19 protein-coding genes are annotated in these 25059 nt (G+C 61.4%); 14 read left to right on the top strand and 5 right to left on the bottom strand.

Features of this window, described 5'->3' with window-relative positions; translation table 11 throughout:
• Positions 1–74 precede the first annotated feature (74 nt).
• On the top strand, positions 75–362 hold the full coding sequence (locus JOE32_RS09685) for a SelT/SelW/SelH family protein (protein WP_209983508.1): 288 nt from the start codon (positions 75–77) through the stop codon (positions 360–362).
• A gap of 3 nt (positions 363–365) precedes the next feature.
• On the opposite strand, the gene JOE32_RS09680 is transcribed toward JOE32_RS09685, so the two are convergent.
• Complete coding sequence (locus tag JOE32_RS09680) at positions 366–1250, bottom strand: DMT family transporter (protein ID WP_209983505.1); 885 nt, start codon at positions 1248–1250, stop codon at positions 366–368.
• Between the two features lie 221 nt (positions 1251–1471).
• On the opposite strand from JOE32_RS09680, the gene JOE32_RS09675 reads away from it, so the two are divergent.
• The gene (locus JOE32_RS09675; RefSeq protein ID WP_057010361.1) at positions 1472–2281 is read left to right on the top strand and encodes a UDP-2,3-diacylglucosamine diphosphatase; all 810 of its coding nucleotides are present in this window, start codon (positions 1472–1474) and stop codon (positions 2279–2281) included.
• Between the two features lie 31 nt (positions 2282–2312).
• Here JOE32_RS09675 and JOE32_RS09670 read toward each other — a convergent pair whose 3' ends face one another.
• From JOE32_RS09670 to phhA, 3 genes are all read right to left on the bottom strand, one after another.
• On the bottom strand, positions 2313–3512 hold the full coding sequence (locus JOE32_RS09670; RefSeq protein ID WP_209983503.1) for an amino acid aminotransferase: 1200 nt from the start codon (positions 3510–3512) through the stop codon (positions 2313–2315).
• Positions 3509–3865, bottom strand: coding sequence for a 4a-hydroxytetrahydrobiopterin dehydratase (locus JOE32_RS09665; protein WP_209983501.1), 357 nt, complete (start codon positions 3863–3865; stop codon positions 3509–3511). Before JOE32_RS09665 ends, JOE32_RS09670 begins: the two co-directional genes overlap by 4 nt.
• A gap of 96 nt (positions 3866–3961) precedes the next feature.
• Complete coding sequence (gene phhA / locus JOE32_RS09660) at positions 3962–4753, bottom strand: phenylalanine 4-monooxygenase (RefSeq protein ID WP_209983499.1); 792 nt, start codon at positions 4751–4753, stop codon at positions 3962–3964.
• A 256-nt stretch (positions 4754–5009) separates the two neighbouring features.
• On the opposite strand from phhA, the gene JOE32_RS09655 reads away from it, so the two are divergent.
• From JOE32_RS09655 to fliD, 12 genes are all read left to right on the top strand, one after another.
• On the top strand, positions 5010–6569 hold the full coding sequence (locus tag JOE32_RS09655) for a sigma-54-dependent transcriptional regulator (RefSeq protein WP_209983497.1): 1560 nt from the start codon (positions 5010–5012) through the stop codon (positions 6567–6569).
• A 599-nt stretch (positions 6570–7168) separates the two neighbouring features.
• A complete protein-coding gene (locus JOE32_RS09650; protein WP_209983495.1) occupies positions 7169–7909 on the top strand; it encodes a flagellar basal body rod protein FlgF in 741 nt (246 codons plus the stop codon).
• 57 nt (positions 7910–7966) lie between these two features.
• Positions 7967–8752, top strand: a complete 786-nt coding sequence (gene flgG, locus JOE32_RS09645; protein ID WP_003230929.1) for a flagellar basal-body rod protein FlgG — start codon at positions 7967–7969, stop codon at positions 8750–8752.
• Positions 8753–8805: 53 nt separating this feature from the next.
• The gene (flgH, locus tag JOE32_RS09640) at positions 8806–9501 is read left to right on the top strand and encodes a flagellar basal body L-ring protein FlgH (RefSeq protein WP_057008190.1); all 696 of its coding nucleotides are present in this window, start codon (positions 8806–8808) and stop codon (positions 9499–9501) included.
• A gap of 21 nt (positions 9502–9522) precedes the next feature.
• Positions 9523–10629 carry a flagellar basal body P-ring protein FlgI gene (locus tag JOE32_RS09635; RefSeq protein WP_003230933.1) on the top strand — a complete coding sequence of 369 codons (1107 nt, stop codon included), beginning with the start codon at positions 9523–9525 and terminating at the stop codon, positions 10627–10629.
• A gap of 4 nt (positions 10630–10633) precedes the next feature.
• On the top strand, positions 10634–11902 hold the full coding sequence (gene flgJ, locus JOE32_RS09630) for a flagellar assembly peptidoglycan hydrolase FlgJ (protein WP_209983493.1): 1269 nt from the start codon (positions 10634–10636) through the stop codon (positions 11900–11902).
• Between the two features lie 10 nt (positions 11903–11912).
• Positions 11913–13958: a flagellar hook-associated protein FlgK gene (gene flgK / locus JOE32_RS09625; protein ID WP_209983490.1), complete on the top strand. Its 2046-nt coding sequence runs from the start codon at positions 11913–11915 to the stop codon at positions 13956–13958.
• 14 nt (positions 13959–13972) lie between these two features.
• Complete coding sequence (locus JOE32_RS09620) at positions 13973–15577, top strand: flagellar hook-associated protein 3 (protein ID WP_209983488.1); 1605 nt, start codon at positions 13973–13975, stop codon at positions 15575–15577.
• Positions 15578–15855: 278 nt separating this feature from the next.
• Positions 15856–16785, top strand: coding sequence for a ketoacyl-ACP synthase III (locus JOE32_RS09615; protein WP_209983487.1), 930 nt, complete (start codon positions 15856–15858; stop codon positions 16783–16785).
• Between the two features lie 265 nt (positions 16786–17050).
• Positions 17051–18472 (top strand): flagellin, encoded by a 1422-nt coding sequence (locus JOE32_RS09610; protein WP_209983484.1) that lies wholly within the window; start codon positions 17051–17053, stop codon positions 18470–18472.
• A gap of 75 nt (positions 18473–18547) precedes the next feature.
• A complete protein-coding gene (locus JOE32_RS09605; RefSeq protein ID WP_209983482.1) occupies positions 18548–18898 on the top strand; it encodes a flagellar protein FlaG in 351 nt (116 codons plus the stop codon).
• Between the two features lie 81 nt (positions 18899–18979).
• Positions 18980–20380 (top strand): flagellar filament capping protein FliD, encoded by a 1401-nt coding sequence (gene fliD / locus JOE32_RS09600; RefSeq protein WP_209983479.1) that lies wholly within the window; start codon positions 18980–18982, stop codon positions 20378–20380.
• Between the two features lie 310 nt (positions 20381–20690).
• Here the strand turns inward: fliD and JOE32_RS09595 are convergent, their stop codons facing one another.
• Positions 20691–25013, bottom strand: coding sequence for a glycosyltransferase (locus JOE32_RS09595; protein WP_245229005.1), 4323 nt, complete (start codon positions 25011–25013; stop codon positions 20691–20693).
• Positions 25014–25059 lie beyond the last annotated feature (46 nt).

The following is a 25059-nucleotide window of genomic DNA, read 5'->3' as shown; positions in this document are numbered from 1 at the left end:
AAGGCTGGGCGATAATGGCCGGTATTATAGCCACTCGATCCGCTGAGGCCGTTACGCCAGGAGCCTGTCAAATTATGTCCGCGAACAAACCCGAGATCGTCATCACCTACTGCACCCAGTGCCAATGGCTGCTCCGCGCGGCGTGGCTGGCGCAGGAGCTGTTAAGCACCTTTGCCGAGGATCTGGCCCGGGTCGCGCTGGAGCCTGCGACCGGCGGCGTATTTCGGATTACCTGCGACGGCGTGCAACTGTGGGAGCGCAAGGCCGACGGCGGCTTCCCCGAGGCCAAGGTGCTCAAGCAACGGGTACGTGACCAGATCGACCCGCAACGTGATCTGGGCCACAACGACCGCACCGCTTAGGCGTCAGCTTGCCCCAGCCGGCTGTTTTGCCTGAGCGGCGCTGCCCATCAGGCCGGACAGCACAATGGCGACGATGATCAGCGCGCCGCCCAGCAGCATGCGCAGGGTCGGGGTCTCGGCGAACAGCAGCCAGGCCACGGTAATGCCATACACCGGCTCCATGGCGAACACCACCGACGCGGTGCGTGCCTTGATCACTGCCAGGCTGGCAACAAACAGGCTATGGGCCAGGCCCGTGCAGAACACCCCGAGCAGGCCGATCCACAGCCAGTCAATCGCACGCACCTGCGCCAGCCCCGGTGCCGCCACGGGCAACAGGCATACCGCGACCACCACGTTCTGGCACAACGCCGCCTGCACCGCCGGAATTCGCCCGGAGCCGGCACGGTTGTTCAGCGACAGCAACGAGAACAGCAACCCCGAGACGATTCCCCACAACAGGCCGCCGGTGGCTTCGCTGGCAAGATTGAAGTCCGGCGTCACCAGCACCAGGCCGACCGTGACCAGCGCCACCAGCAACACTTCATTGGCACGGATGCGTTCGCGAAAAATCAGCCCTTCAAGGATCACGGTAAACGCCGGGAACGCAGTGAACCCCAGCGTGGCAACCGCCACACCGGCCACTTTGACCGCAATAAAGAACGTCACCCAGTGCGCCGCCAGCAGTACGCCGCTGACCACCAGTCGGCGCCAGTCGCGCATCTGCAGTGGCTTCCAGGGAGCATTGCTGGCGAACCGGGCAAATACCGCCAGGGCCAGCACGGCAAACGCGGCGCGACCAAACACGATAATGGCGGGTGAGGCGGCCGCCAGTTTGCCGAATACGCCGGTGAGGCCAAACATCAGTGCGCCGATATGCAGGGCGCCGAGGGCTGAGCGGGGAGTCATTGCGATCCTTGAACCAACGAGGTGACAGAGGCGCAGTCTAGTGGGTTGCGCAGGTCGGCGTCTGTCGTCCGCCTCGCGATTTTTATCGCATGACTATTCCTACAACGCACACTGCGTCGGGATGATCGCAGCCAGTTCGCTGTCATCAGACTGACGCACCGTTGTCATGGGCTATTAATCGCCAGGGCGCAAGCTCGCGAAAACACCGCCGAGGCAAGCCCATGACCAGTGCAGAGTCCATCAAGCCCAGCCGCAAGCAAAGGGTGCGTACCCTGTGGATTTCCGACGTGCACCTGGGCACCCGGGATTGCCAGGCTGAACACCTGTCGCAATTTCTCAAGGGGTATCACGCCGACAAGGTGTACCTGGTGGGCGACATCATCGATGGTTGGAAAATGCGCGGCGGCATGTATTGGCCCCAGGCTCACACCAACGTGATCCGCCGTCTGCTGACCATGGCCAAACGCGGTACCGAGGTGATTTATGTCACCGGTAACCATGACGAATTTTTGCGCCGCTATTCCAAGCTGATCCTCGGCAATATCCAGCTGGTGGATGAAGCGGTGCACGTCACCGCCGATGGTCGTCACCTGCTGGTGATTCACGGCGACCAGTTTGACGTGATCACCCGCTATCACCGCTGGCTGGCGTTTCTGGGCGACTCGGCCTACGAATTTACCCTCACCTTGAACCGCTGGCTCAACCATTGGCGGGCGCGCTATGGCTATGGCTATTGGTCGCTGTCGGCGTATTTGAAGCACAAGGTGAAGACCGCCGTGAGTTTTATCAGCGATTTCGAAGAAGCCATCGCCCACGAAGTGACCAAGCGCGAGCTGCACGGAGTGGTGTGCGGGCATATTCACCATGCGGAGATTCGCAAGGTGGGCGAGGTGGACTACCTCAACTGCGGGGACTGGGTTGAATCCTGCACCGCGCTGATCGAGCACTGGGATGGGCAGATCGAGTTGTATCGCCTGGCGGATGCGCAGGCGAAAGAAGCGCAGCTCAAGGCCGAAATGGTCGCAGGCTGAAGGTGTGGGAGGGAGCAAGTCCCTCCCTCCTTTAGTTGGGTGACACGTCGGCGATGGCCTGGGCCAGCCTGTTCAGGCGTGTTGCATCAATGCCTGCGACGTTGGCCCGTCCCGAACTCACCATGTACACGCTGTGTTTCTCACGCAGTTGTTTGACCTGCTCGGCACTCAGGCCGGTGTAGGAAAACATTCCGCGCTGCGTCCCGATATGCGCAAACCGCTCAGCCAACCCGTGGGGGACCAGGGCGTCCACCAGCCCGGCACGCAATTGGGCGATGCGCGCGCGCATGGCTTCGACCTCGCCGCTCCACAGGGCGCGCAGTTCAACGTCGCCGAGGATGGTTGCGACCACTGCAGCGCCATGATCCGGCGGCGTCGACCACAGGTTGCGCGCGGTATTGGCCAATTGGCTGCGCACATCCGTCAGTTTCTCGGCATCGGCCGCACACACAATCAGCGCGCCCACGCGGTCGCTGTAGAGGCCGAAGTTCTTCGAGCACGAGCTGGTCACGAGCACTTCGGGCAACTCGGCGGCAAACAAGCGCACGGCCCAGGCGTCCTGTTCCAGCCCATCGCCAAAGCCCTGGTAGGCGAAGTCGATCAGCGGCAGCAACCGGCGCTCGCGCACAATCTGCAGCACCTGGCGCCAGTCATCCTGGGACAGGTCGAAGCCGGTCGGGTTGTGGCAGCAGGCGTGCAGCAGCACCACGTCGCCCTCCGGCACCGTGGTCAGCGTCGCCAGCATTGCCGCTACGTCCAGGCGATTGTCAGCCCCCACGTAGGGGTAGTGGCTGACCTTGAGCCCGGCCCTGGCGAAGATGCTTTCGTGGATCGGCCAGGTCGGGTCGCTCAGCCAGACACCACGGCCGGGCAAACTCTGGGCGATGAAGTCGGCGCTCAGGCGCAGGGCACCGGTGCCGCCCGGGGTTTGGGTGGCGCCGGCACGACGTTCGCCGAGCACCGCTGAATCGGCGCCCAGTACCAGTTCGCAGAGCAGGCTGCCGAAGGCCGCATTGCCGTGGCCGCCGATGTAGGTCTTGGTGGTCTGCGTGTCCACCAGGCGCTGCTCGGCGAGTTTCACCGCATGGGGAATCGGCGTCAGGCCCTGATCGTCCTTGTACACGCCCACGCCGAGGTCGAACTTGTGCGGGCTGGCGTCCTCGGCGTACAGCTCCATCAGGCCCAGGATCGGGTCGCCGGGCACGCGGCCAATGGCATCGAAATGCATCACTTGCGGCCCTCGGCGCCGGTGGCCACTTCGTCGGTGCGCGCGGCCATGATGAAGTCGTTGCGGTGCAGGCCCTTGATCGAGTGGCTCCACCAGGTCACGGTGACCTTGCCCCATTCAGTGAGCAGGCCAGGGTGATGGCCCTCGGCTTCGGCGATCTCACCCACAGCGTTGGTGAAAGCCAGGGCGAACTTGAAGTTCTTGAACAGGAATACCTTTTCCAACTGCATCACGCCGTCGCGCACTTCGGTGTTCCAGTCAGGGATCTGCTTGAGCAGTACCGGCAACTCTTCATCGCTGACTTGCGGGGCGTCGGCGCGGCAGGCTTCACAGTGGGCTTGGTTCAACGTGGTCATGGAGATGTCCTGAATTCGAAAGGTGAAGGTCAGTGGCGTCACCCTAAAGCAACGCGCGGCCAGGGAACAGACTCACCTGGCGTCAAAATACACGGTTCACGCAGCCTTGGGCTTGGGGGGAAACTTGGGCGCGTGCAGACCCAGCTGCATGCCGCGCTCGACCATGCCCATGATGTCTTCCTGCGCCACGTCGAACAGGCGCTTGAGCTCGGGCAGGACGAAATACAGCGGTTGCAGGATGTCGATGCGGTACGGCGTGCGCATGGCTTCCAGTGGGTCGAAGGCTTGATGTTCGGGCTGCGCTGACAGGCTGTACACCGTCTCCCTGGGCGACGACAGAATGCCGCCACCGTAGATGCGCAGGCCGGCGGGGGTGTCCACCAGGCCGAACTCGATGGTCATCCAGTACAGCCGCGCCAGGTACACCCGTTGCTCCTTGGTGGCCGCCAGGCCGAGCTTGCCGTAGGTGTGGGTGAATTCAGCGAACCAGGGGTTGGTCAGCAGCGGGCAGTGGCCGAAGATCTCGTGAAAGATATCCGGCTCTTGCAGATAGTCCAGTTCCTCGCGGGTGCGAATAAACGTCGCCACCGGAAACTGCTTGCTGGCGAGCAGCTCGAAAAAGGTCTGGAAGGGGATCAGCGCCGGAACGCGAGCCACTTGCCAGCCGGTGGTGTCGGCCAGCACTTGATTGATTTCGTCCAGTTGCGGGATGCGGTCCAGTGGCAGGGCCAGCTTGTCGATACCGTCCAGGTATTCCTGGCAGGCGCGACCCTCGATCACCTTCAGTTGGCGCGTGATCAGGGTATTCCACACCGCGTGTTCTTCCGGCGAGTAATGGATAAAACCTTGCGCATCGGGCTCGCGGGCCACGTATTGCGTCTGCTTCATACGGCTCTCCTGCTAGGCGTTCATTATTGTTATGTCCTGCGATACCGGTATTGATACGCCCTACCGGGCAGGATTCCATCCGGTTTCCAGAGTCAGTTGCAGGAAAACTCACTACCGTTCGTAAAGAATTCGTTACGGATCTGCGCTCGTCACGGCATTGGGCTGGGAAAAGGACACTGGCTGTAACATAATCTTGACGATAATCTGCGCTCAGCGACAAAAACACGCAGCGTCTTCCCACTCTTCGGGTCTCTTCATGCGTATCAAAGTGCATTGCCAGAACCGCATCGGCATCCTGCGGGACATTCTCAACCTGCTGGTGGAGTACGGCGTCAACGTCGCCAAAGGCGAGGTCGGCGGTGAGCATGGCAACGCCATTTACCTGTACTGCCCAAACCTGGTGAACATGCAGTTCCAGGCCTTGCGCCCGAAGTTCGAGGCAATTGGCGGGGTGTTCGGCGTAAAACGGGTAGGGCTGATGCCCAGCGAGCGCCGGCACATGGAACTCAACGCCTTGCTGGGCGCCCTGGAGTTTCCGGTGTTGTCGATCGATATGGGTGGCTCCATCGTTGCCGCCAACCGCTCGGCCGCGCAGTTGCTCGGGGTGCGGGTGGACGAGGTGCCGGGAATTCCGCTGTCGCGCTACGCCGAGGATTTCGACTTGCCGGAACTGGTGCGCGCCAGCAAGTCGCGCATCAACGGCTTGCGGGTCAAGGTCAAGGGTGATGTGTTCCTGGCCGATATCGCGCCGTTGCAATCGTCCGAGCACGACGACAGCGAAGCCATGGCGGGCGCCGTACTGACCCTGCACCGTGCCGACCGCGTCGGCGAGCGCATCTACAACGTGCGCAAGCAGGAGTTGCGCGGCTTCGACAGCATTTTCCAGAGCTCGCGGGTCATGGCCGCGGTGGTCCGCGAGGCGCGGCGGATGGCGCCGTTGGATGCGCCGCTATTAATAGAAGGCGAAACCGGCACCGGCAAGGAACTGCTGGCCCGCGCCTGCCACCTGGCCAGCCCGCGTGGGCAATCGCCGTTGATGGCGCTCAACTGCGCGGGGTTGCCGGAGTCGATGGCCGAGACCGAACTGTTCGGCTACGGCCCCGGCGCATTCGAAGGGGCCCGCGCCGAGGGCAAGCTCGGGCTGCTGGAGCTGACGGCGGGCGGGACCCTGTTTCTTGATGGCGTGGGGGAAATGAGCGCGCGGTTGCAGGTGAAATTGCTGCGGTTTCTGCAGGACGGTTGCTTTCGTCGAGTGGGCAGCGATGAAGAGGTGTACCTGGATGTGCGGGTGATTTGCGCGACCCAGGTGGATTTGTCCGAACTCTGCGCGCGGGGGGAGTTTCGTCAGGATTTGTATCACCGGCTGAATGTGTTGTCGTTGCATATCCCGCCGTTGCGCGAGTGCCTGGATGGCCTGGCGCCGTTGGTGGAGCACTTTCTCGACCAGGCCAGCCGGCAGATCGGCTGCCCGCTGCCAACACTGGCACCGGCGGCCATGGACCGGCTTGCTCATTACCATTGGCCGGGGAATGTGCGGCAACTGGAGAATGTGTTGTTTCAGGCGGTTTCGTTGTGTGAGGGCGGGGTGGTCAAGGTGGAGCATATTCGACTGCCGGATTACGGGGTGCGTAAGCCGCTGGGAGACTTTTCGCTGGAAGGGGGGTTGGAGGCGATTGTCGGGCGGTTTGAGAAGGCGGTGTTGGAGGCGTTGTATGTGGAGCATTCCAGCAGTCGGCAGTTGGGGAAGCGGTTGGGGGTTTCGCATACGACTATTGCTAATAAGTTGCGCGATTATGGGGTGGTGAAGGGTGCTTGAGTGCGTCTGGGGGTGGGTACACCGCTTTTACAGCGGCTCACTTCTGGGAGGAACTTTATAGTCCGGACACATGGTTGACGGGGCGCTTCCAGATCAAAAGCAAAAGCGCGGCAGCCTTAGAGCCGACAGGGGTTTTCCTGCCTGACGCTGTTCAAAATGTGGCAGGGGGCTTGCTCCCGATAGCAGGGGGTCAGCTACCCATAAGCTGACTGACACTCAGCCATCGGGAGCAAGCCCCCTCCCACATTTGGATCTCCATTTTTCTGAAGGTATCAGACTGCTTTAGATCTGCCTTGCTCTGGCCTTTGATCCTGCTTTTGATCTTGGGCGCCCCCGTTACCCAAATAACGGATATGCACACAAAAACCCAGGCAGCCCCAAAAAAACCAACCCGCGTCAGTTTCAAGACCGATACTTGCCGCCCGCGGCAGTAGTCCGCCGTTTTTTCGACTATCCCCCGTCCATCCGCCCACCTCAACTCCCCCCAAACCCCCGCCCCACCTGCACTTGCGTCCATTCCAAAAAGTTGGACCGCAAATTGCTTAAGCCTCATCAGTACAGCGGTGGGCGGCAAGCGTCCGTCAGAAAGAGGATAGAGCGTGGACAAATACCTTTACGTGGCAATGACCGGCGCCAGCCAGAATGCTCTGGCGCAGAAGGCCCATGCCAACAATCTGGCGAACATTTCCACCAACGGCTTCCAGCGCGACCTGGAGCAGGCGCGTTCGATGCCGGTGTTCGGTGACAGCTTTCCGGCGCGGGCGTTTGCCCTGACCGAGCGGCCAGGCACTGACTTCTCGCCGGGCGCCATGATCGAAACCGGTCGTGACCTCGATGTGGCCGTCAGCGGCGACGGCTGGATGGCCGTGCAAACCCCGGATGGCGGCGAAGCCTACGTGCGCAGCGCCAGCATGAATGTGGACGCGCTGGGCGTGCTGCGCGCCGCCAACGGCATGCCGATCATGGGCAACGGCGGCCCGATTGCCGTGCCGCCCCAGCAGAAAATCGAAGTGGGCACCGACGGCACCATCAGCATCCGCGCGATGGGCGAAGGCCCGCGGGTGATGGCCGAAGTGGACCGCATCAAGCTGGTCCAGCCGGACCTCAAGAACATGACCAAGGGGCTGGACGGCACCATCCACACCAAGGATGGCCAGCCTGCCCAGGCCGATGCGCGGGTCACGCTGAACTCGGGTTTCCTGCAGGCGAGCAACGTCAACGCGGTGGAGGAAATGACCGCGGTGCTGGCGCTTTCCAAACAGTTTGAGCTGCACATCAAGATGATGAACAGCGCCAAGGAAGACGATCAGGCCATGACTCGCGTCATGCAGATGAGCTAAGTCACCCACTAATTTCGCAGCACGGCGCCAACGATCAGGCGCACGAAGGAGAACAGCATGCTTCCGGCTCTATGGGTTGCCAAAACCGGTTTGTCCGCCCAGGACACCAACCTGACCACCATTTCCAACAACCTGGCGAACGTGTCGACCACGGGCTTCAAACGTGATCGCGCCGAGTTCCAGGACTTGCTCTACCAGATCAAGAAACAGCCGGGCGCCCAGTCGACCCAGGACAGCGAACTGCCGTCGGGCCTGCAGCTGGGTACCGGTGTGCAGATCGTCGGCACCCAGAAAAACTTCACCGCCGGTAACCTGCAGCAAACCGGGCAACCCCTGGACATGGCGATCAACGGCAAGGGGTTCTTCCAGATCCTGCAACCGGATGGCACGACTTCCTACACCCGTGACGGCACATTCCACCTGGACGCCAACGGTCAGGTCGTCACCGCCAATGGTTTTGCCCTGGAACCTGCGATTGTGGTGCCTGCGAATGCGCAGACCTTCACCGTCGGTAACGACGGCACCGTGTCGATCACCGTCGCCGGCAACCCGGCGTCGCAAGTGATCGGCAACCTGCAGACCGCCGACTTCATCAACCCGGCCGGCCTGCAGGCGATGGGCGGCAACCTGTTCCTGGAAACCGCCTCCAGCGGCGCGCCGCAAATCGGCACTCCAGGCCTCAACGGTTTCGGCACCACCCTGCAAAGCACCCTGGAAACTTCCAACGTCAGCACGGTTGAGGAGATGGTCAACATGATCACCACTCAACGCGCCTACGAGATGAACTCCAAGGTGATTTCCACCGCCGACAAGATGCTTTCGTTCGTCACGCAGAATCTGTAATCAAGTCTATGGGGCGCTTGCGAGCGCGTCTGCAACACCGTGAGGTTAGGGTCATGAATCGCTTTGTTTGTGTCTTGGCATTGAGTGGGATCAGCGTGCTGGCGGGGTGTGTCGCGCCGTCGCCGAAACCCAATGACCCGTACTACGCGCCGGTGTTGCCGCGCACGCCATTGCCGGCGGCCGCCAACAATGGCTCGATCTACCAGGCCGGTTTCGAGCAGAACCTGTACAGCGATCGCAAGGCGTTCCGGGTCGGTGACATCATTACCATCACCCTGAACGAGCGCACCCAGGCCAGCAAGAACGCCAACTCCCAGGTGGGCAAGACCAGCAAGGCCGGCATCGGCCTCACCTCGTTGTTCGGCGCCGTGCCCAACGTCAATAATCCGTTGGGCGATGGCGACCTGAGCCTGAGCGCTGGTTACAGCGGCGACCGTGCCACCAATGGCAAGAGCGCGGCAGGGCAGGGCAACAGCCTGACCGGTTCGATCACTGTGACCGTGGCCGATGTATTGCCCAACGGCATCATTGCCATACGTGGTGAAAAGTGGATGACCCTCAACACCGGCGACGAGCTGGTGCGCATTGCTGGCATGGTGCGTGCAGATGATATCTCCACCGACAACACCGTGCCGTCGACCCGCATCGCCGATGCCCGCATCACGTACTCCGGCACCGGCGCGTTTGCCGATGCGAGCCAGCCGGGCTGGTTCGACCGTTTCTTCCTTAGCCCGCTGTTTCCTTTCTAGGTGCCCATTAAGGTGAGAACTTTGAACCTCAAGCAACTGCTGGCGGCGGCGCTCCTGCTGAGCCTGAGCGCTGTCGCCCAGGCCGAGCGCCTGAAAGACATCGCCAGTATTTCCGGCGTGCGCTCCAACCAGTTGATCGGTTACGGCCTGGTAGTGGGGCTCAGCGGTACGGGTGACCAGACCACCCAGACCCCGTTCACCCTGCAGACCTTCAACAACATGCTCTCGCAGTTCGGCATCAAGGTGCCGGCGGGTTCAGGCAACGTGCAACTGAAAAACGTCGCGGCGGTGTCGATCAGCGCCGATTTGCCGGCGTTCTCCAAGCCAGGCCAGGTGGTGGATATCACCGTGTCGTCCATCGGTAACTCCAAGAGCCTGCGCGGCGGCACCTTGCTGATGACGCCGCTCAAGGGTATCGACGGCAACGTCTACGCCATCGCCCAGGGCAACCTGGTGGTAGGCGGTTTTGACGCCGAGGGCCGCGACGGTTCGAAGATTACCGTCAACGTTCCGTCGGCCGGACGCATCCCTGGCGGCGCCACCGTGGAACGCACCGTGCCCAGCGGGTTCAACCAGGGCAACAGCCTGACCCTGAACCTCAATCGCTCCGACTTCACCACTGCCAAACGTGTGGTCGACAAGATCAACGACATGCTCGGCCCAGGCGTGGCCCAGGCCATCGACGGTGGCTCCGTGCGCGTCACCGCGCCACTGGACCCAAGCCAGCGTGTCGATTATCTGTCGATCCTGGAAAACCTCGAGGTCGATCCTGGCCAGGCGGTGGCCAAGGTCATCATCAACTCGCGTACCGGCACTATCGTGATCGGCCAGAACGTCAAGGTCTCGCCGGCGGCGGTCACCCACGGCAGCCTGACCGTGACCATCACCGAAGACCCGATCGTCAGCCAGCCTGGGCCCTTGTCCAATGGCCAGACGGCGGTGGTGCCACGCTCGCGGGTCAATGCCCAACAGGAAGCCAAACCGATGTTCAAGTTCGGCCCCGGCACCACCCTGGACGAGATCGTCCGTGCGGTGAACCAGGTGGGCGCGGCGCCAGGCGACTTGATGGCGATCCTCGAAGCCCTGAAACAGGCCGGCGCCTTGCAAGCCGACCTGATTGTGATCTGAGGCCATGGCCATGGATATGCGCAAGAGCGGCATCAGCAGCACGGCGGACTCGGGGTCTTACTCCGACTTGAACCGGCTTAACCAGCTGAAGGTCGGCGACAAGAACAGCGACGGAAACATGCGCAAAGTGGCGCAGGAATTCGAGTCGCTGTTTCTCAGCGAAATGCTCAAGTCGATGCGCAAGGCCACCGACGCCGTGGGCGAAGACAACCCGCTGAACACCGATGCCGCCAAGCAGTACCAGGACATGTACGACCAGCAACTGGCGGTGTCGATGTCCCGCGAAGGCGGCGGCATCGGCCTCGCTGACGTGCTGATGCGCCAGATGCAGAAGAACAAGCCGGTGGACGCCCAGGCGGCCACCCTGCAAGGCCCTGGGGCAACTGAGCCGGCGAAGAAAGTCGATGTGCCGACCGAGATTGCCGCCGGCACCCAGGCTTCCGGCCCGTTGGGCCGCTCCAATGGCCAGCGGCCGTTGTGGGCGTACCGTGTGGCTGAGCCCCAGGCCGGCGGCGCGGCGTCCCACAGCAATGACGTGGCACTGATGAACCAGCGCCGCATCGCCTTGCCGAGCAAGCTGACCGACCGCCTGCTCGCCGGCATCGTGCCGACCGCGCCGGTGGCTATCGACGCCAAAAGCGCGCCGCTGCGCAACAGCGCCTCCGCCGACAATGTGGTCAACAGCAGCGCGCGTGCGTTTGCCGCGCCGAGCGGGCAGATGCAGGTATACGCCCGCGCCGTGGCCCAGCCACCGTTGGCGCCGGCGAAGAAAGCGTTCAGTTCCCAGGATGAATTTGTCGCCACCATGCTGCCGATGGCCAAGGCCGCCGCCGCGCGCATTGGCATCGATCCGAAGTACCTGGTGGCCCAGGCCGCCCTGGAAACCGGTTGGGGCAAGTCGGTGATGCGCGCCCAGGATGGCAGCAGCAGCCACAACCTGTTCGGTATCAAGGCCGGCAAGAGCTGGCAGGGCGAACAGGCCCGTGCAATCACCAGCGAGTTTCGTGACGGGGCGATGGTCAAGGAAACGGCGCAGTTCCGTTCCTATACGTCCTACCAGGACAGCTTCCATGACCTCGTCACGTTGCTGCAAAGCAATGATCGCTATAAAGATGTTGTGAAATCAGCCGACAACCCGGAGCAGTTTGTGCGCGAGTTGCAAAAAGCCGGATACGCAACCGACCCGGATTACGCCAGCAAGATTTCGCAGATCGCAAAAACGATGGGCAGTTACCAGAATTACGCTGCCGCTGGCGCAACCACACATTTATAAGGTTTGAACCATGAGTTTGCTCAGTATCGGGATGTCGGGGCTCAACGCCGCTCAAGGGTCGTTGTCAGTCTTGAGTAACAACATCGCCAACGCCAATACCTCGGGCTATTCGCGTCAGCAGACCACGCAGAACGCCAGCGCGGCCAACCCTTACGGTGGCCTGTTCGTCGGTACCGGCACCACCCTGGCCGACGTGCGCCGGGTGTACAACGAATTCCTCGACGCGGCTTACCAGAACAGCACGGCGCTCAATAACGACGCCAAGGCTTATTCGGGCCAGGCCAGCGCCATCGACAAGACCCTGTCGGACAAGACCACCGGCATGTCTTCGGTGCTGAGTGGGTTCTTTGCCGCCGTGCAGACCTCGGCGGCCAACCCCAGCGACGTGTCCGCCCGCCAGGTGCTGCTGACCAGCGCCCAGACCCTGAGCAACCGCTTCAACGCAATTTCCAGCCAATTGACCCAACAGAAAGAGTCGATTAACGGTCAGTTGAGCACCATGAGTGATCAGGTCAACCAGTTGACCTCTTCCATCGCCTCGCTCAACAAGCAGATCACCCAGGCGCAGGGCTCCAACATGAGTGCGCCGGCCAACCTGCTGGATGCGCGCAACGAGGCGGTGCGTTCGCTCAATGAGCTGGTGGGCGTCACCACCGGCGAGAAGAACGGCGTGTTCAGCGTCAGCACTGGCAGTGGCCAGTCCCTGGTGCTGGGCGACCAGTCCAACAGCATTTCGGCAGTGCCGAGCAAAAGTGATCCGACCCAGTACACCATCCAGCTCAATGCCGGTGGCAGTACCGCCATCGACCTGGGCAATGTGCTCAGCGGTGGCAGCATCGGCGGCCTGTTGCGTTACCGCAGCGATGTGCTGACGCCCACCATCAACGACCTGGGGCGTATCGCGCTGGCCACCGCTGACACCGTCAACAGCCAGCTGGGCCAGGGCCTGGACCTGAACGGTGACTTTGGTGCGTCGTTGTTCAAGGACATCAACAGCGCCGCCGCCATTGCGCAGCGCAGCCAGGGAGCGGCGGGCAACAGTGCCGGCTCCGGCAACCTGAATGTCACGATCAAGGACACCAGCAAGCTGTCGACCTACGACTACAAGGTCAGCTTCACCAGTGGCAGCACTTATACCGTGCTGCGTTCCGACGGCAAGGCGATGGGCGCGTTCGACACCACCACCACGCCGCCGCCGGTGATCGATGGCTTCACCCTGGCACTGGACGGCAAGGGCCCCATGGCCGCCGGCGACAGTTTCAAAGTCAGCCCCACCGCCAATGGCGCGACCACCATCGGCACCCAACTGACCGACGCCAATAAAGTCGCGTTCGCCGCGCCGTTGCTGGGCGAGGGCAGCAAGACCAACCAGGGCACGGGCACCTTCACTCCGCCGACCCTGACCGTGCCGATTGATATTCACGGCGGCGCCGACACCGCTCAATTGCGTACCGGGATCGAAAGCTCGATGCCGGTAAAAATGGTGTTCGGCAAGCCGGCCGCCGATGGCACCCAGAGCTACACGCTCAACGATGCCCAGGGCAATTCGATTGGCACCGGCACCATCATCCCGGGCCAGACCAACAAGATCACGGTCGACGTGCCGATGCGCGATGCCAGTGGGGCCGTGCTGGTGCCGGCCAAGAGCTTCAAGTTCGATACCACTGTCGCCGGCTCGCCCGCCAATGGCGACAGCACCACGTTCTCGTTCAATGCGACGGGCAAGTCCGACAACCGCAACGCCCAGGCGCTGCTCGACCTGCAGACCAAAGTCACGGTGGGGCTGAGTGACGGTAGCGGCGGCGGCGTGAGCCTGGTCGGGGCCAACAGTCGACTGGTGTCCACCGTCGGGGCCAAGGCCGCCTCGGGCAACACCGACACCACGGCCACGGGCGCACTGCTCAAGGCCAACCAGGACGCGCGCAACTCGGTATCCCAGGTCAACCTGGATGAAGAAGCGGGCGACATGATCAAGTTTCAGCAGTACTACACCGCGTCGTCGCAGATCATCAAGGCGGCGCAAGAAACCTTCAGTACGCTGATCAATAGTCTTTAAGGGAGCCTGGGACAATGCGCATTTCCACACAGCAGTATTTCGATACCACTGCCGCCAAGTACCAGACCAACTATTCTAGCCTGGTACAGGCTCAGGATCAGGCCTCCACGGGCGTACGCGTGCAGACAGCCGCCGATGACCCGGTGGCGGCGGCGCGCCTGTTGATGCTGCAGCAGCAGAAAGACATGCTGGGCCAGTTCAACACCAACGTCACCAGCCTGAAAAACTCCCTGACCAACGAAGAGAGCGTGCTGCAGTCGATCAACCTGGCCTTGGGCCGTGCCAGTGAACTGGCGCTGCGTGCAGGCGGCTCCCTCAGCGATGCGGACCGCCGTTCGGTGGCCAGTGAAGTCGGTGCCATCGAAGATCAAGTGCTGGGCCTGCTCAACAGCAAGGACTCGTCGGGCAACTACCTGTTTTCCGGTTCCAAGACCGATACGCCGCCCTACAGCCGTAACAGCGACGGCACCTACAACTATCAGGGCGACGAAACCCCGCTCAGCCTGCAGGTGTCCGACACCCTGAGCATCAGCGCCGGTGACACCGGCAAGAACATTCTGGAAGGCGCGGTCAACTCCAGCCGCACCCAGGCCACCTGGATCGCGCCGGCCGTGGTGCCACCGGCCACCCAGCCGGTAGCCAATGACAATAAAGTGGCGTTGTCGGCCGGGCTCGTCACCAATGGCATCGACTACACCAATAAATTCGCCGACGGCCAGCCCTACAAGCTGACCTTCAGTAGCAGTACCCAGTACACCGTGGTCGACAAGAACGGTGTTGACATCACCTCGCAGATCCCCGGTAACGGTACGTTCGATTCCACCAAGGAGGGCAGCTCCAGCGTCAACTTGCGTGGCGTGAAATTCGACATCAACTTCAACCTGGGTGACGTCGCGTCGGGCCCCAACTCCGATGCCGTGGTCAAGGATCGCTCGTTCAGCCTGGAAGCCAAGCCGGACACTTTCAGCGTGTCGCGCACCGCCAGCAACCCTTCGACGGCGCAGTTGAGCAATGCCCGCGTGACCAACCAGGCCTCGTATGCCAGCACGTTCCCGGCCAACAACGGTGCGGTGATCAAGTTCACCAGCGCCACGGCGTATCAGGTGTATGCCCAGCCGTACACGTCCGAGAGTAAATCCATCGCCACCGGCGATACCGGCGGCGGCACCACCGTCGTCGCGGCCGGGGTGACGTTCGACGTCAGCGGCACGCCGCAGAGCGGTGACCAGTTTGCGGTGGGCGCCGCTACCCAGAAGACCCAGAACGCGCTCGATACCCTGAGCCAACTGCGCCAGGCGCTTGAGCTGCCGGCCGACGGCAGCCCGGCGGCGACGGTCAAGCTCAAGGACGCGTTGTCTGCCGCGATCAGCAACTTCACCAACTCCAGTACCCAGATCGATGTGGTGCGCGGCTCCATCGGCGCGCGGCAGAATGCCCTGGATACCCAGGCCAGTGAGAACGCCAGCATCGGCCTGGCCAACACCAGCACCATGAGCGACCTGGGCAACATCGACACCGCGCAGGCGGCGATCAACCTGACCTTGCAGCAAACCATGCTGCAGGCCTCGCAATTGGCGTTCGTGAAGATCTCGCAGTTGAGCCTGTTCAACAAGATGTAAGGCTCGCGCAGCGAACGACGGCTCACTCCGAAAACGGGGTGGGCCGTTGTCGTTTTCGCGGCTGAACTGTTGAAGGGTTTTGCACAAAACGCAGAAAATTGAGTGACCTGTGAGTCATAAGGCGCATCTTCACTGTATCGTGTGAAAAGGATAAGTCGCCCAGCACACCCTGCGGTGCGGCTTTCAGCGAGATTTTACGGGGTTACCCCCTCTTATTGTCAGCACTCCAGGCGCAGTCCCGGGGGTGTTCTCCAGCTATTCGGTATTGGGAAGCCACAATGATTGGCATAAAAAGCATCGCCAGTTACGTGCCCGCGGACGGGATCGATAACTACGCCCAGGGTGCCAAATTCGCCAAGGATGAAGGATTCATCATTGGCAAGATCGGGTCGGCGTTCCTGCCGCGCAAGGAAGCTACGCAGGAAACCTCCGATCTGTGTGTCGAGGCGGTTAACGCGTTGTTTGCCAACAACCCGGAGTTGAAGCGCGAGTCAATCGACGCGCTGATCGTCGTCACCCAGAACGGCGACGAAGAAGGTTTGCCCCACACCGCCGCCATCGTGCAGGACAAACTCGGCCTGCCGACTCATGTGGCCGCCTTTGATATTTCCCTGGGCTGCTCCGGCTACGTCTACGGCATCTACGCGATGAAGGGCTTCATGGAAGCCGCCGGCCTGAAAAACGGCCTGCTGATCACCGCCGACCCGTATTCGAAAATCGTCGACCCCGAAGACCGCAACACCACCATGCTGTTCGGCGATGCCGCCACCGCCACCTGGATGGGCGAAGATGCGCCGTGGTTGCTCGGCAAGTCGAAGTTCGGCACCGACGGTTCCGGCGCGCCGCACCTCAAGGTCAGCGACGGCGTGTTCTTCATGAACGGCCGTCAGGTCTTCAACTTTGCCTTGCTCAAAGTGCCGGCCCATCTGCACGAGCTGCTCAACGAATCAGACCTCAAGGCTGACGAGATTGACGCGTTCTGCATTCACCAGGGCAGTGCGGCGATCGTCGACGCCGTGGCGCGGCGTTTTGAAGATGCACCGGTGGACAAGTTCATCAAGGACATGGTCGAGACCGGCAACACCGTGTCGTCAAGCATTCCGTTGCTGCTGGAAAAGCACGTGATGGACGCCACCTGGAAACGCGTGGCAATCAGCGGGTTCGGTGTGGGCCTGTCGTGGGGCTCGGCGATTCTGTATCGCCCGTGACACCTTAATAGAGCCGCCATACAAAACGCCGATGATCGAGAGATCATCGGCGTTTTTTATTTGGCGCCAGAAAAACACGCGATTACGGGGTTTCAGGCCCGCGTAAACCCTTGAATTGCAAGGGGTGGCACGGGGCTATTAAAAATATTCAAAAAAACACTCAAGCAACCGGCTCATACGACGATAACTATTACGAAGGTTCTCAGGCACACCCGGCGGTTGCCAGGGCCGGAAGCCGCAGTAAACCACCATCGAGGATTTCGTCATGGCTTTAACAGTAAACACCAACATTGCTTCCATCACTACCCAGAACGGCCTTGGCAAAGCAGCCAACTCGCTGCAAACCTCCATGCAGCGTCTGTCCACTGGTCTGAGCATCAACAGTGCTAAAGACAACGCTTCGGGCCTTCAGATCTCCAACCGTCTGACCAGCCAGATCAACGGCCTGGGCCAAGCGGTCAAGAACGCCAACGATGGTATCTCCATCGCGCAGACCGCTGAAGGCGCAATGCAGGCTTCGACCGACATTCTGCAAAAGATGCGTACCCTGGCTCTGTCCTCGGCTACTGGCTCCCTGAGCGACGCTGACCGTACTTCGAACAACGAAGAATACCAGGCGCTGACTTCGGAACTGACCCGTATCTCGCAGACCACTACTTTCGGTGGCCAGAAGCTGCTCGACGGTTCGTACGGCACCAAAGCCATTCAGGTTGGCGCCAACGCTAACGAAACCATCAACCTGAGCCTGAACAACGTTGCCGCCAACAACATCGGTTCGCAGCAGGTTAAAAGCGTTGGTATCACTCCTAGCGCTAGCGGCGTAGCGGGCGGCGCGATTGGCATCACCGGTAACGGCCAGACTGCCAGCGTGACTGTAGCTGCAGGCTCTTCGGCCAAAACCATCGCCAGCCAACTGAACGGCGCTGTAGGCGGCCTGTCGGCTACCGCCAGCACTGAAGCTCAGTTCGTCGTCGGCGCTGCTGCCAAAACGACTCCGGCTTCGTTCACCTTGACCATTGGTGGCCAAGCTACAACGTTCACCGGCGTGACCGATACTGCCAGCCTGGCTGACCAGTTGAAATCCAACTCCGCCAAGCTCGGCATTAGCGTCAACTACGACGAATCCAAAGGCACCCTGTCGGTCAAATCCGACTCCGGTGAGAACCTGGCATTCAGCGCTGCCACCGCAGCCGGCTCGATCACCGTTGCCACCAAAGATGGTTCCGGCAACTACGGCACCGCTGCGGCACTGGCTAACGGCCTGACCGCCACCGGTTCCGTGAACCTGGACTCGTCCAAGGGCTATGCACTGAACGGTGCCGGTGTAACCGGTCTGTTCGCCGCTACCGGCACTGCCGCAGCGTCGGCCAAAACCACCATCGCTCAAACCGACGTGACCAGTGCCTTCAACGCACAGGCCGCAGTGGCAGTGATCGACAAGGCTATCGGCGGCATCGACAGCGTACGTTCGGGCCTGGGTGCTGTTCAGAACCGTCTGACCACTACCGTAGACAACCTGACCAACATTCAGAAGAACTCCACCGCTGCACGTTCGACTGTACAAGACACCGACTTCGCTGCTGAAACAGCCGAGTTGACCAAGCAACAAACTCTGCAATCGGCCGCTACCGCGATCCTGTCGCAGGCCAACCAACTGCCATCCGCTGTACTGAAGCTGCTTCAGTAATAACCGCGCTTGGTGACTGACGGAAGGGTGCGTTTACGTGCCCTTTCGTCGTTTCGGTTTTAGAGGAGATTGGACATGGACATGAGTGTAAAGCTAGCCTCGTCTTATCCACCGGTTGCACCTCAAAGCGCACCGACCGCACTCGTTGCGGACAAGGACAAGAGCAAGGTCGAGGCCATCGCGCCGATCGCCGGCAAGCCGGAACGGGCTGACCTGGAACAAGCGGTTACCGATATTCGTGAATTCGTACAAGCGGCCCAGCGCAAACTGGATTTTTCGATTGACGATTCAACCCACCGGGTTGTGGTCAAGGTCATCGCCACCGACAGTGGCGAGGTGATTCGCCAGATTCCCTCGGAAACAGCCTTGAAGTTGGCGCAAAACCTGGCAAATGCCAGCCACGTGCTGTTCGACGAAAAGGTCTGAGCTGGCATGAAACTTGTTGCGGTGATGTCTTGATGGGTTGCTCGTCAAGAAAACGGCAACTACCGAATTAGGAGCACGATGATGGCGAGTACAACAGTTAGTGGTGTGGGTTCTGGTATCGATACCAGCTCGATCATTACGTCGCTGGTAAATGCTGAAAAAGCACCGAAACAGCTTCAGATCAACACGCAATCGCAGAAAGCGACCACTCAACTTTCGTCCATCGGAAAGATTCAGGCAGCCTTGGACGCGTTCCGTGGTGCGCTAAAGACCCAGGGGACCGACAACAGCTTCAGTGGCCTGGTCGGTACGTCCTCGGACGAAAAAGTTGCCACCATGACCGCAGGCGCGGGCGCTTCCAACGGCTCGTTTTCGCTGGTGGTGTCGCAGCTGGCCCAGCCTTCGAAGCTGAGCAGCGCCAACTTTGCCGGTGGCGCATCGAGCGTGATCAACAAGGGCAACACGGCGACCACGCTGACCATTTCGCAGTCAGGCAAGAACTTTGACGTTAGTGTGGCGCCCGGCGCGACCCTGCAGCAGGTACGTGACTCGATCAACTCGCAGTTCGGCACTGCGGGCCTGAGTGCCAACATCCTCACCGACTCCAATGGTTCACGGTTGATCCTCACCTCGACCAATGGCGGTGTGGGCACGGACTTGACCATGTCCGGCAACTCGGGTGTCGACACCGGCTACACCGTGGTCAATCCGCCGCAGAATGCCAAGTACACCATTGATGGCATTGCCGCCGAATCGAAGACCAACAACATTACCGAGGCGGTGAGTGGTGTCAGCATCAAGTTGCTGACGGTGTCGCCGCTGGCGACTGCGGGAGACAAGAGTGATAATCCTGTGCGTACGGCCCTGACCATCTCCGTCAGTACCAGCACCACCGCACTCAAATCCGGCGTCAAGGGCTTCGTCGACACCTACAACGCGCTGCTCAAGGCGATGACCGCAGAAACGGCGGTGACCAAAAGTGCGGCGGGCGACCCCGTGGCGGCGACATTGACCGGTGACTCGACCATGCGCACGCTGCAATCGGCGATTCGCAACGAGTTCAACACGATGTCGGGCAACGGTGCATTGAGATCCCTGGCCCAGTTCGGCGTCGAAACCGACCAGACCACCGGCCTGCTGTCGATCGACGACAAGCAGTGGGACAACGCGATGAAGACCAATGCTGCGGACCTCAGCAGCATCTTCACGGGCAAGGACGGCTTGCTGGCGCGCTTGACCACGGCGACCGACGCCTACGCCAAACCGACCACCGGTATCCTGGCGACGCGTTCCACCTCGTTGTCCGATAGCCTCAAGGACCTGGCCAAGCAACAGTCTGCACTCGACCAGCGGATCGATGCCTACCAGACCACGTTGACCAACAAGTACGCGGCGATGGACTCCCTGGTGGCCCAGTTGCGCCAGCAGAGCAACAACGTGTTGGGTACGCTCAACGCGCTGAACAACCAGAAAAACAACTGATTTGACTGATTGGCAAAAAGCCCGGGTCGTTGACCTGGGCTTTTTTATGCGTGCGCAGACTCCCTGTGGCGAGCAGGCGTGTTGTGGCGAGCGGGCTTGCCCCGCGTTGGGGTGCGAAGCGCCCCCCATCGAGCAAAACGCGGTGTACCTGATACGGCTCAGCGCCTGGCTTTGGGGCTGCTGCGCAGCCCAACGCAGGACAAGCCTGCTCGCCACAGGGAGTCTGCGCTTAAACTGAACGGCATTAGGGCAAGCCCGCTCGCCACATAAAAGCTCCACTGCTGGGGTTTAAGCGTTCCTCATGCACACGTCAGGGCAGCCACGCCTCTCGCCATGCCAGCAGGTTGTCTTCCCTGAGCATCCACTTGTCCAGTATCACGCTGTGCAGGGCGTCGCCGGCTGCGGCGCTGGCGTCCGGTTCGGCCAGGTGTTCGCGAATGGCGGCAATCCAGTCACTGGAGCGGTTCTTGACCCGCGTCACCGGAAGATCACCGCGATAACACAGGATGTCCGAACAGATCACCGGCAGGGCGCAGGCGCCGTATTCCAGCAGCCGCAGGTTGCTTTTGCAGGCGTTGAAAAAATTGTCTTCCAGCGGCGCCAGCGCCAGGTCCAGGTTCAGGGCTGCCAGGCGTGCCGGGTATTGGTCGATGTTCACGCCACCGTGAAACTCATGGACGTAGGGGCGCAGGGCCGGTGGGCACATGCCCATGAACACCCATTCCACCTCGCCGGCCAGTTCGCGAACCACCTCGGCAATCACTAGCAGGTCGGCGCCGTGGCTCGAACCACCGGCCCAGCCCACCCGAGGCTTGCGCCCCTGCTGGCGCAGGCTCGTCAGCCCGCTCCACCACTGGGCGGGCAGGCGGTTCTCCATCACGCGAATGTCGGCGTTGTAGCCTTTGAGCGCATTGGCCAGCGGTTGGGTCGACACCACCAGTCGATCGCACAGGGCAACGGCCTTTTTCAGGCGCTTGGCGGTGTCTTTGGGAAACAGCGAGCGGGTCAGGTTGCCCTTGGGCACATCCAGGATGTAGTCGTCCAGCTCGTACACCTTGAAGGCTTTGGACAGCGAACGGGCATTCTGGATGACTTCCAGTTGGGTTTTGGTGAACTGGCGCTGGAAGATGATCGTGTCCGGCGCCAGGCGCTCCAGTTCTACCGGTTGCAGCAGCAAATCGCTCACTTCACCGTCGATCAGTCTGGCGGCCTGCAAGGCAGCGAAGGGCTGACGCACTCGATAATGCCCGCTGCCGAAGGAGTCGCCGGGATAGCACAGAGCATAAGGCAGCGTGCGGCTGGCGAATGGCCGCCAGGCCACATCGCTGTTGCATTCGTAAGCGAAGCCGCCGCCTTCCAGGGTCAGGTTGCGATTGTAGGCAGGGTCGTTCGCCAACTGCGGCAGCCAGCGCTGATACATCACCGACTGTTCGCGCTTGAAGCGCTCGCGTTTGGCGTCCTGGCTGGTCTTGTCGACCTTGTTCTGACTCACATTGGCTTCATGCATCAGTATCGAGTAAGGCGTCCAGACCACCAGTTGCCCGGCCTGGCCGACTTTCAGGCACAGGTCCACATCGTTGTAGGAAACCCCCAGGCCGGCCTCGTCCATCCCGCCCACCTGGCGATACAGCTCGGTGCGGATCATCAGGCAGGCGGCGGTTACGGCGCTGTAGTTCTGATCGATCTGCAGGCGGTGCAGGTAGCCGTTGGACAGCATCGGGCTGTCGATGAAGCCGTGATCGGCCACGCCGCGCAAGCCAAGGACCACGCCTGCGTGCTGCACCGTGCCGTTGGGGAACAGCAGTTTGGCGCCGACAATGCCGACTTCCGGTCGCTGGGCGTGATGGAGCAGGGCGTCCAGCCAATCGCCGTCGATGACGGCGGTGTCGTTGTTGAGCAGCACCAGGTACTCGCCACGGGCGCGACTGGCGGCGAAGTTGTTGATGGCCGAATAGTTGAACGGGTGTGGGTAGCGCAGGATGCGCACCTTGGCATCGTTCAGGTGCTCCATGCCGGCGAACCATTCGCGGGCTTCGGCGGTTTGGCTGTTGTTGTCGACGATGAGCAGTTCGTAATAGGTATAGCGGGTGTTCTCCATCAGGCTTTCTATGCAGCGCATCAGCATAGGCAGTTGGTCTTTGGTGGGGATGATGATCGACACCAACGGTTTTGCGGGGTGCTGATAGACCACGCGGTGCACCATCGGCAGGGGGCCGGTGCGCAATTCGTGCGCCACGCCCAGGCGCTGCAGGTGCGCCTCGACGACCGCAGCGGAGTGGGCGATAACCTGGGCTTCACACAGCCACTGGCCGAAGTTGATAGCCTGGTGCACCAGCACTTCGGCGATATGGCCGACGCAGCCCAGCCCGTGAGCCTCGATCAGCCGCAAGAGCAGGTCTTGGGGCGCAAGTTCCGTGAAGGCAGGGTCGAAGCCATCGGCCTGCAAGGCGGCGTCGCGGCTGAACGCCAGGGTGCGGCCCACATACGGGTAACTGCGCAACAGGTCGAGGTTGAGGTCCGGCTTGAAGACCGGGTCCTGGCAGCCCGAGGCGGTGATCGAATCCTCGTCGCTGTAACAGGCACGGATGCCGGGATTCAGCGCGATCCCCTCGGCCAGCAGCAGCAGGGCATGGGGGTCGAGCTGGTCGCCGCCGCGCAGCAGGTAGTACCAGTCGGCCTGGATGCCTTGCAGCAGTTCATTGAGCTGGCTCGGCCAGGACTCTGCCAGCGGCAGCCACACCCGATTGTCGGCCGGGGTTATCCCGGCGGGCTCGACATTGGACAGTACGGCGATGGCTGCCGCCTGGTAGAGCTGGCGGTCGATGCTGTCCAGGGTGGCGCGCAAGGCGGCGATGTCACCGCTGGTATCGGTCACCACCAGCAATACGCCCGGTTGCTGCGGCCAGCTTGCCAGTCGCGCCGGCAAGCCTTCGAATTCGCTGGCGGCCAGTTGCCGGGTTGCCAGCCAGCGCTGATACAGGTGGACATTGCGCTGCTGTTTGCCGAGATGTCCCAGCACGCCGAAAAAACGTTCAAACGCGTGGGCAAGGGTGCCGTCAAGCTGGCCGGCCTCGGTTTCAAAGTCGGCAGGCGTCAGGTGCATGCGCTCCAGTGGGGCCAGTGCCTCCAGGCGCATGAAGAACATGGTGCCGCCAAAAAAATCCGCCTCGTTGATGTGCTGTGGGTCAATGCCGGCACGCTCGGCCAGGGCGAGCAGATGGAAGCGGTTGTTTTCAGACAGGTTGGTGACCACTGCCTGGCGATAGTGCTCCGTGCCCAGCAGCGGATGGTGCGTCGGGTTGGCCAGGTACTCCACCGACTGGCGAAAGCGCACTGGCCCGAGCAGGTCATCGAACAGGTCACTGGCCCATGAATTGGCGACACCCAGGTGGATCGAACGCTTGGTGTGCAGCTTGACAAGGGTGTGGATATTATCGGCGCGTAAATACGGCAGTACGCTCAAAAACGGCAGGACGTCGCGCCCATGGTTGGGCACCCGGAACAGTGAATAACCCAGGCCTACTGCCGCCAAATGGCCGCGTACTTCATTTTCGCGCCCTGCCATACAGGTGACGTATAGATGCAGACGCTCATGCAGTTGAATCAGGCGCTGCAGGATGTCTGGCAGCAAATCCGGGTGAAAGGCATGGATCACCACGGCCACGGGGGGCTCGCTGTCCTCCAGAGTGGGCCGGTGTACCTCCAGCAATTCGCACGTTTCGGCACTGCCCGCCGATGCAGTAGCTTCGGCATTGGGGGCAACGTAAGCATTGCGCAGTGCAAACGGCGTGAATGCCTGAGGGCTGAACAGGGAGCGGCGACGCACCTGCAGCAGGAACTGCGGGCGATACAATCCCAGCGCACGAATCTGCTCGACGAAGTCGGCACGGCTCTGCTTGAACAGCGCTTGCATGTCGGGCTGGTTCTGACGCTGGTCGGCATGCCGACGAAACAGCGACAGCGGCTCATGCAGAAACGCCAGGTGACCGTGCTGCAGCAGGTTCACGAACATCGCCAGGTCGTTGATGGCGCGGATCACCACGCCGCCAAGGGCACAGATGTGCGGCAGTTTGTCGCTCAACTGCGCGCGGCGAAACATCACGGTGCTGGGTTCGCCGATGAAATTCACCGGCCAGTCGCAGAGCAGCGAAATAATGTCTTCGCCGTGCAGGCAGGTGTCTTCGCTGAACACGCCGCACGTTTCGAGGATATCCGGCTGCGCGTCACCCTGGGCATCGATTATCGTGCGTCGCGAAGTGACCAGCGCGATATCGTCGCGCGCCTGGAGTACCGCCGCCATGCGCGAAACGCAGTCGGGCAGCAGCACGTCATCGTCGTTGAGAAACTTGATGTATTCGCCCTGGGACTCCTGCATGCAGCGGTTGAGGTTGAGCATGCCGCCCAACTGCTGTTCGTTGTGCAGGTAGCGCACCGGCACAGCCGACTGTGCAGCCAGGCGTTCGGTAATCAGGCGAACGCCGTCGTCGCGACAATCATCGGTGATCACCACTTCGATATTGGTGTAGCGCTGATTCAGCGCACTGCTCAATGCCGCCTCGAAGAATCGAGGGCTGTAGGCCGGTATCGCAATGCTGACCAGCGGCACGTGTGTGGCTGAAGGAGTAGTTGTCATGCTCACACCAGTTTGAACAAGGGGCGAAGGTTGAACCGGATGTCTG

Origin of the sequence: Pseudomonas sp. PvP025, from assembly GCF_017832155.1 — a bacterium.
Lineage (GTDB): Bacteria > Pseudomonadota > Gammaproteobacteria > Pseudomonadales > Pseudomonadaceae > Aquipseudomonas.
This window is presented reverse-complemented; position numbering and strand designations above follow the sequence as displayed.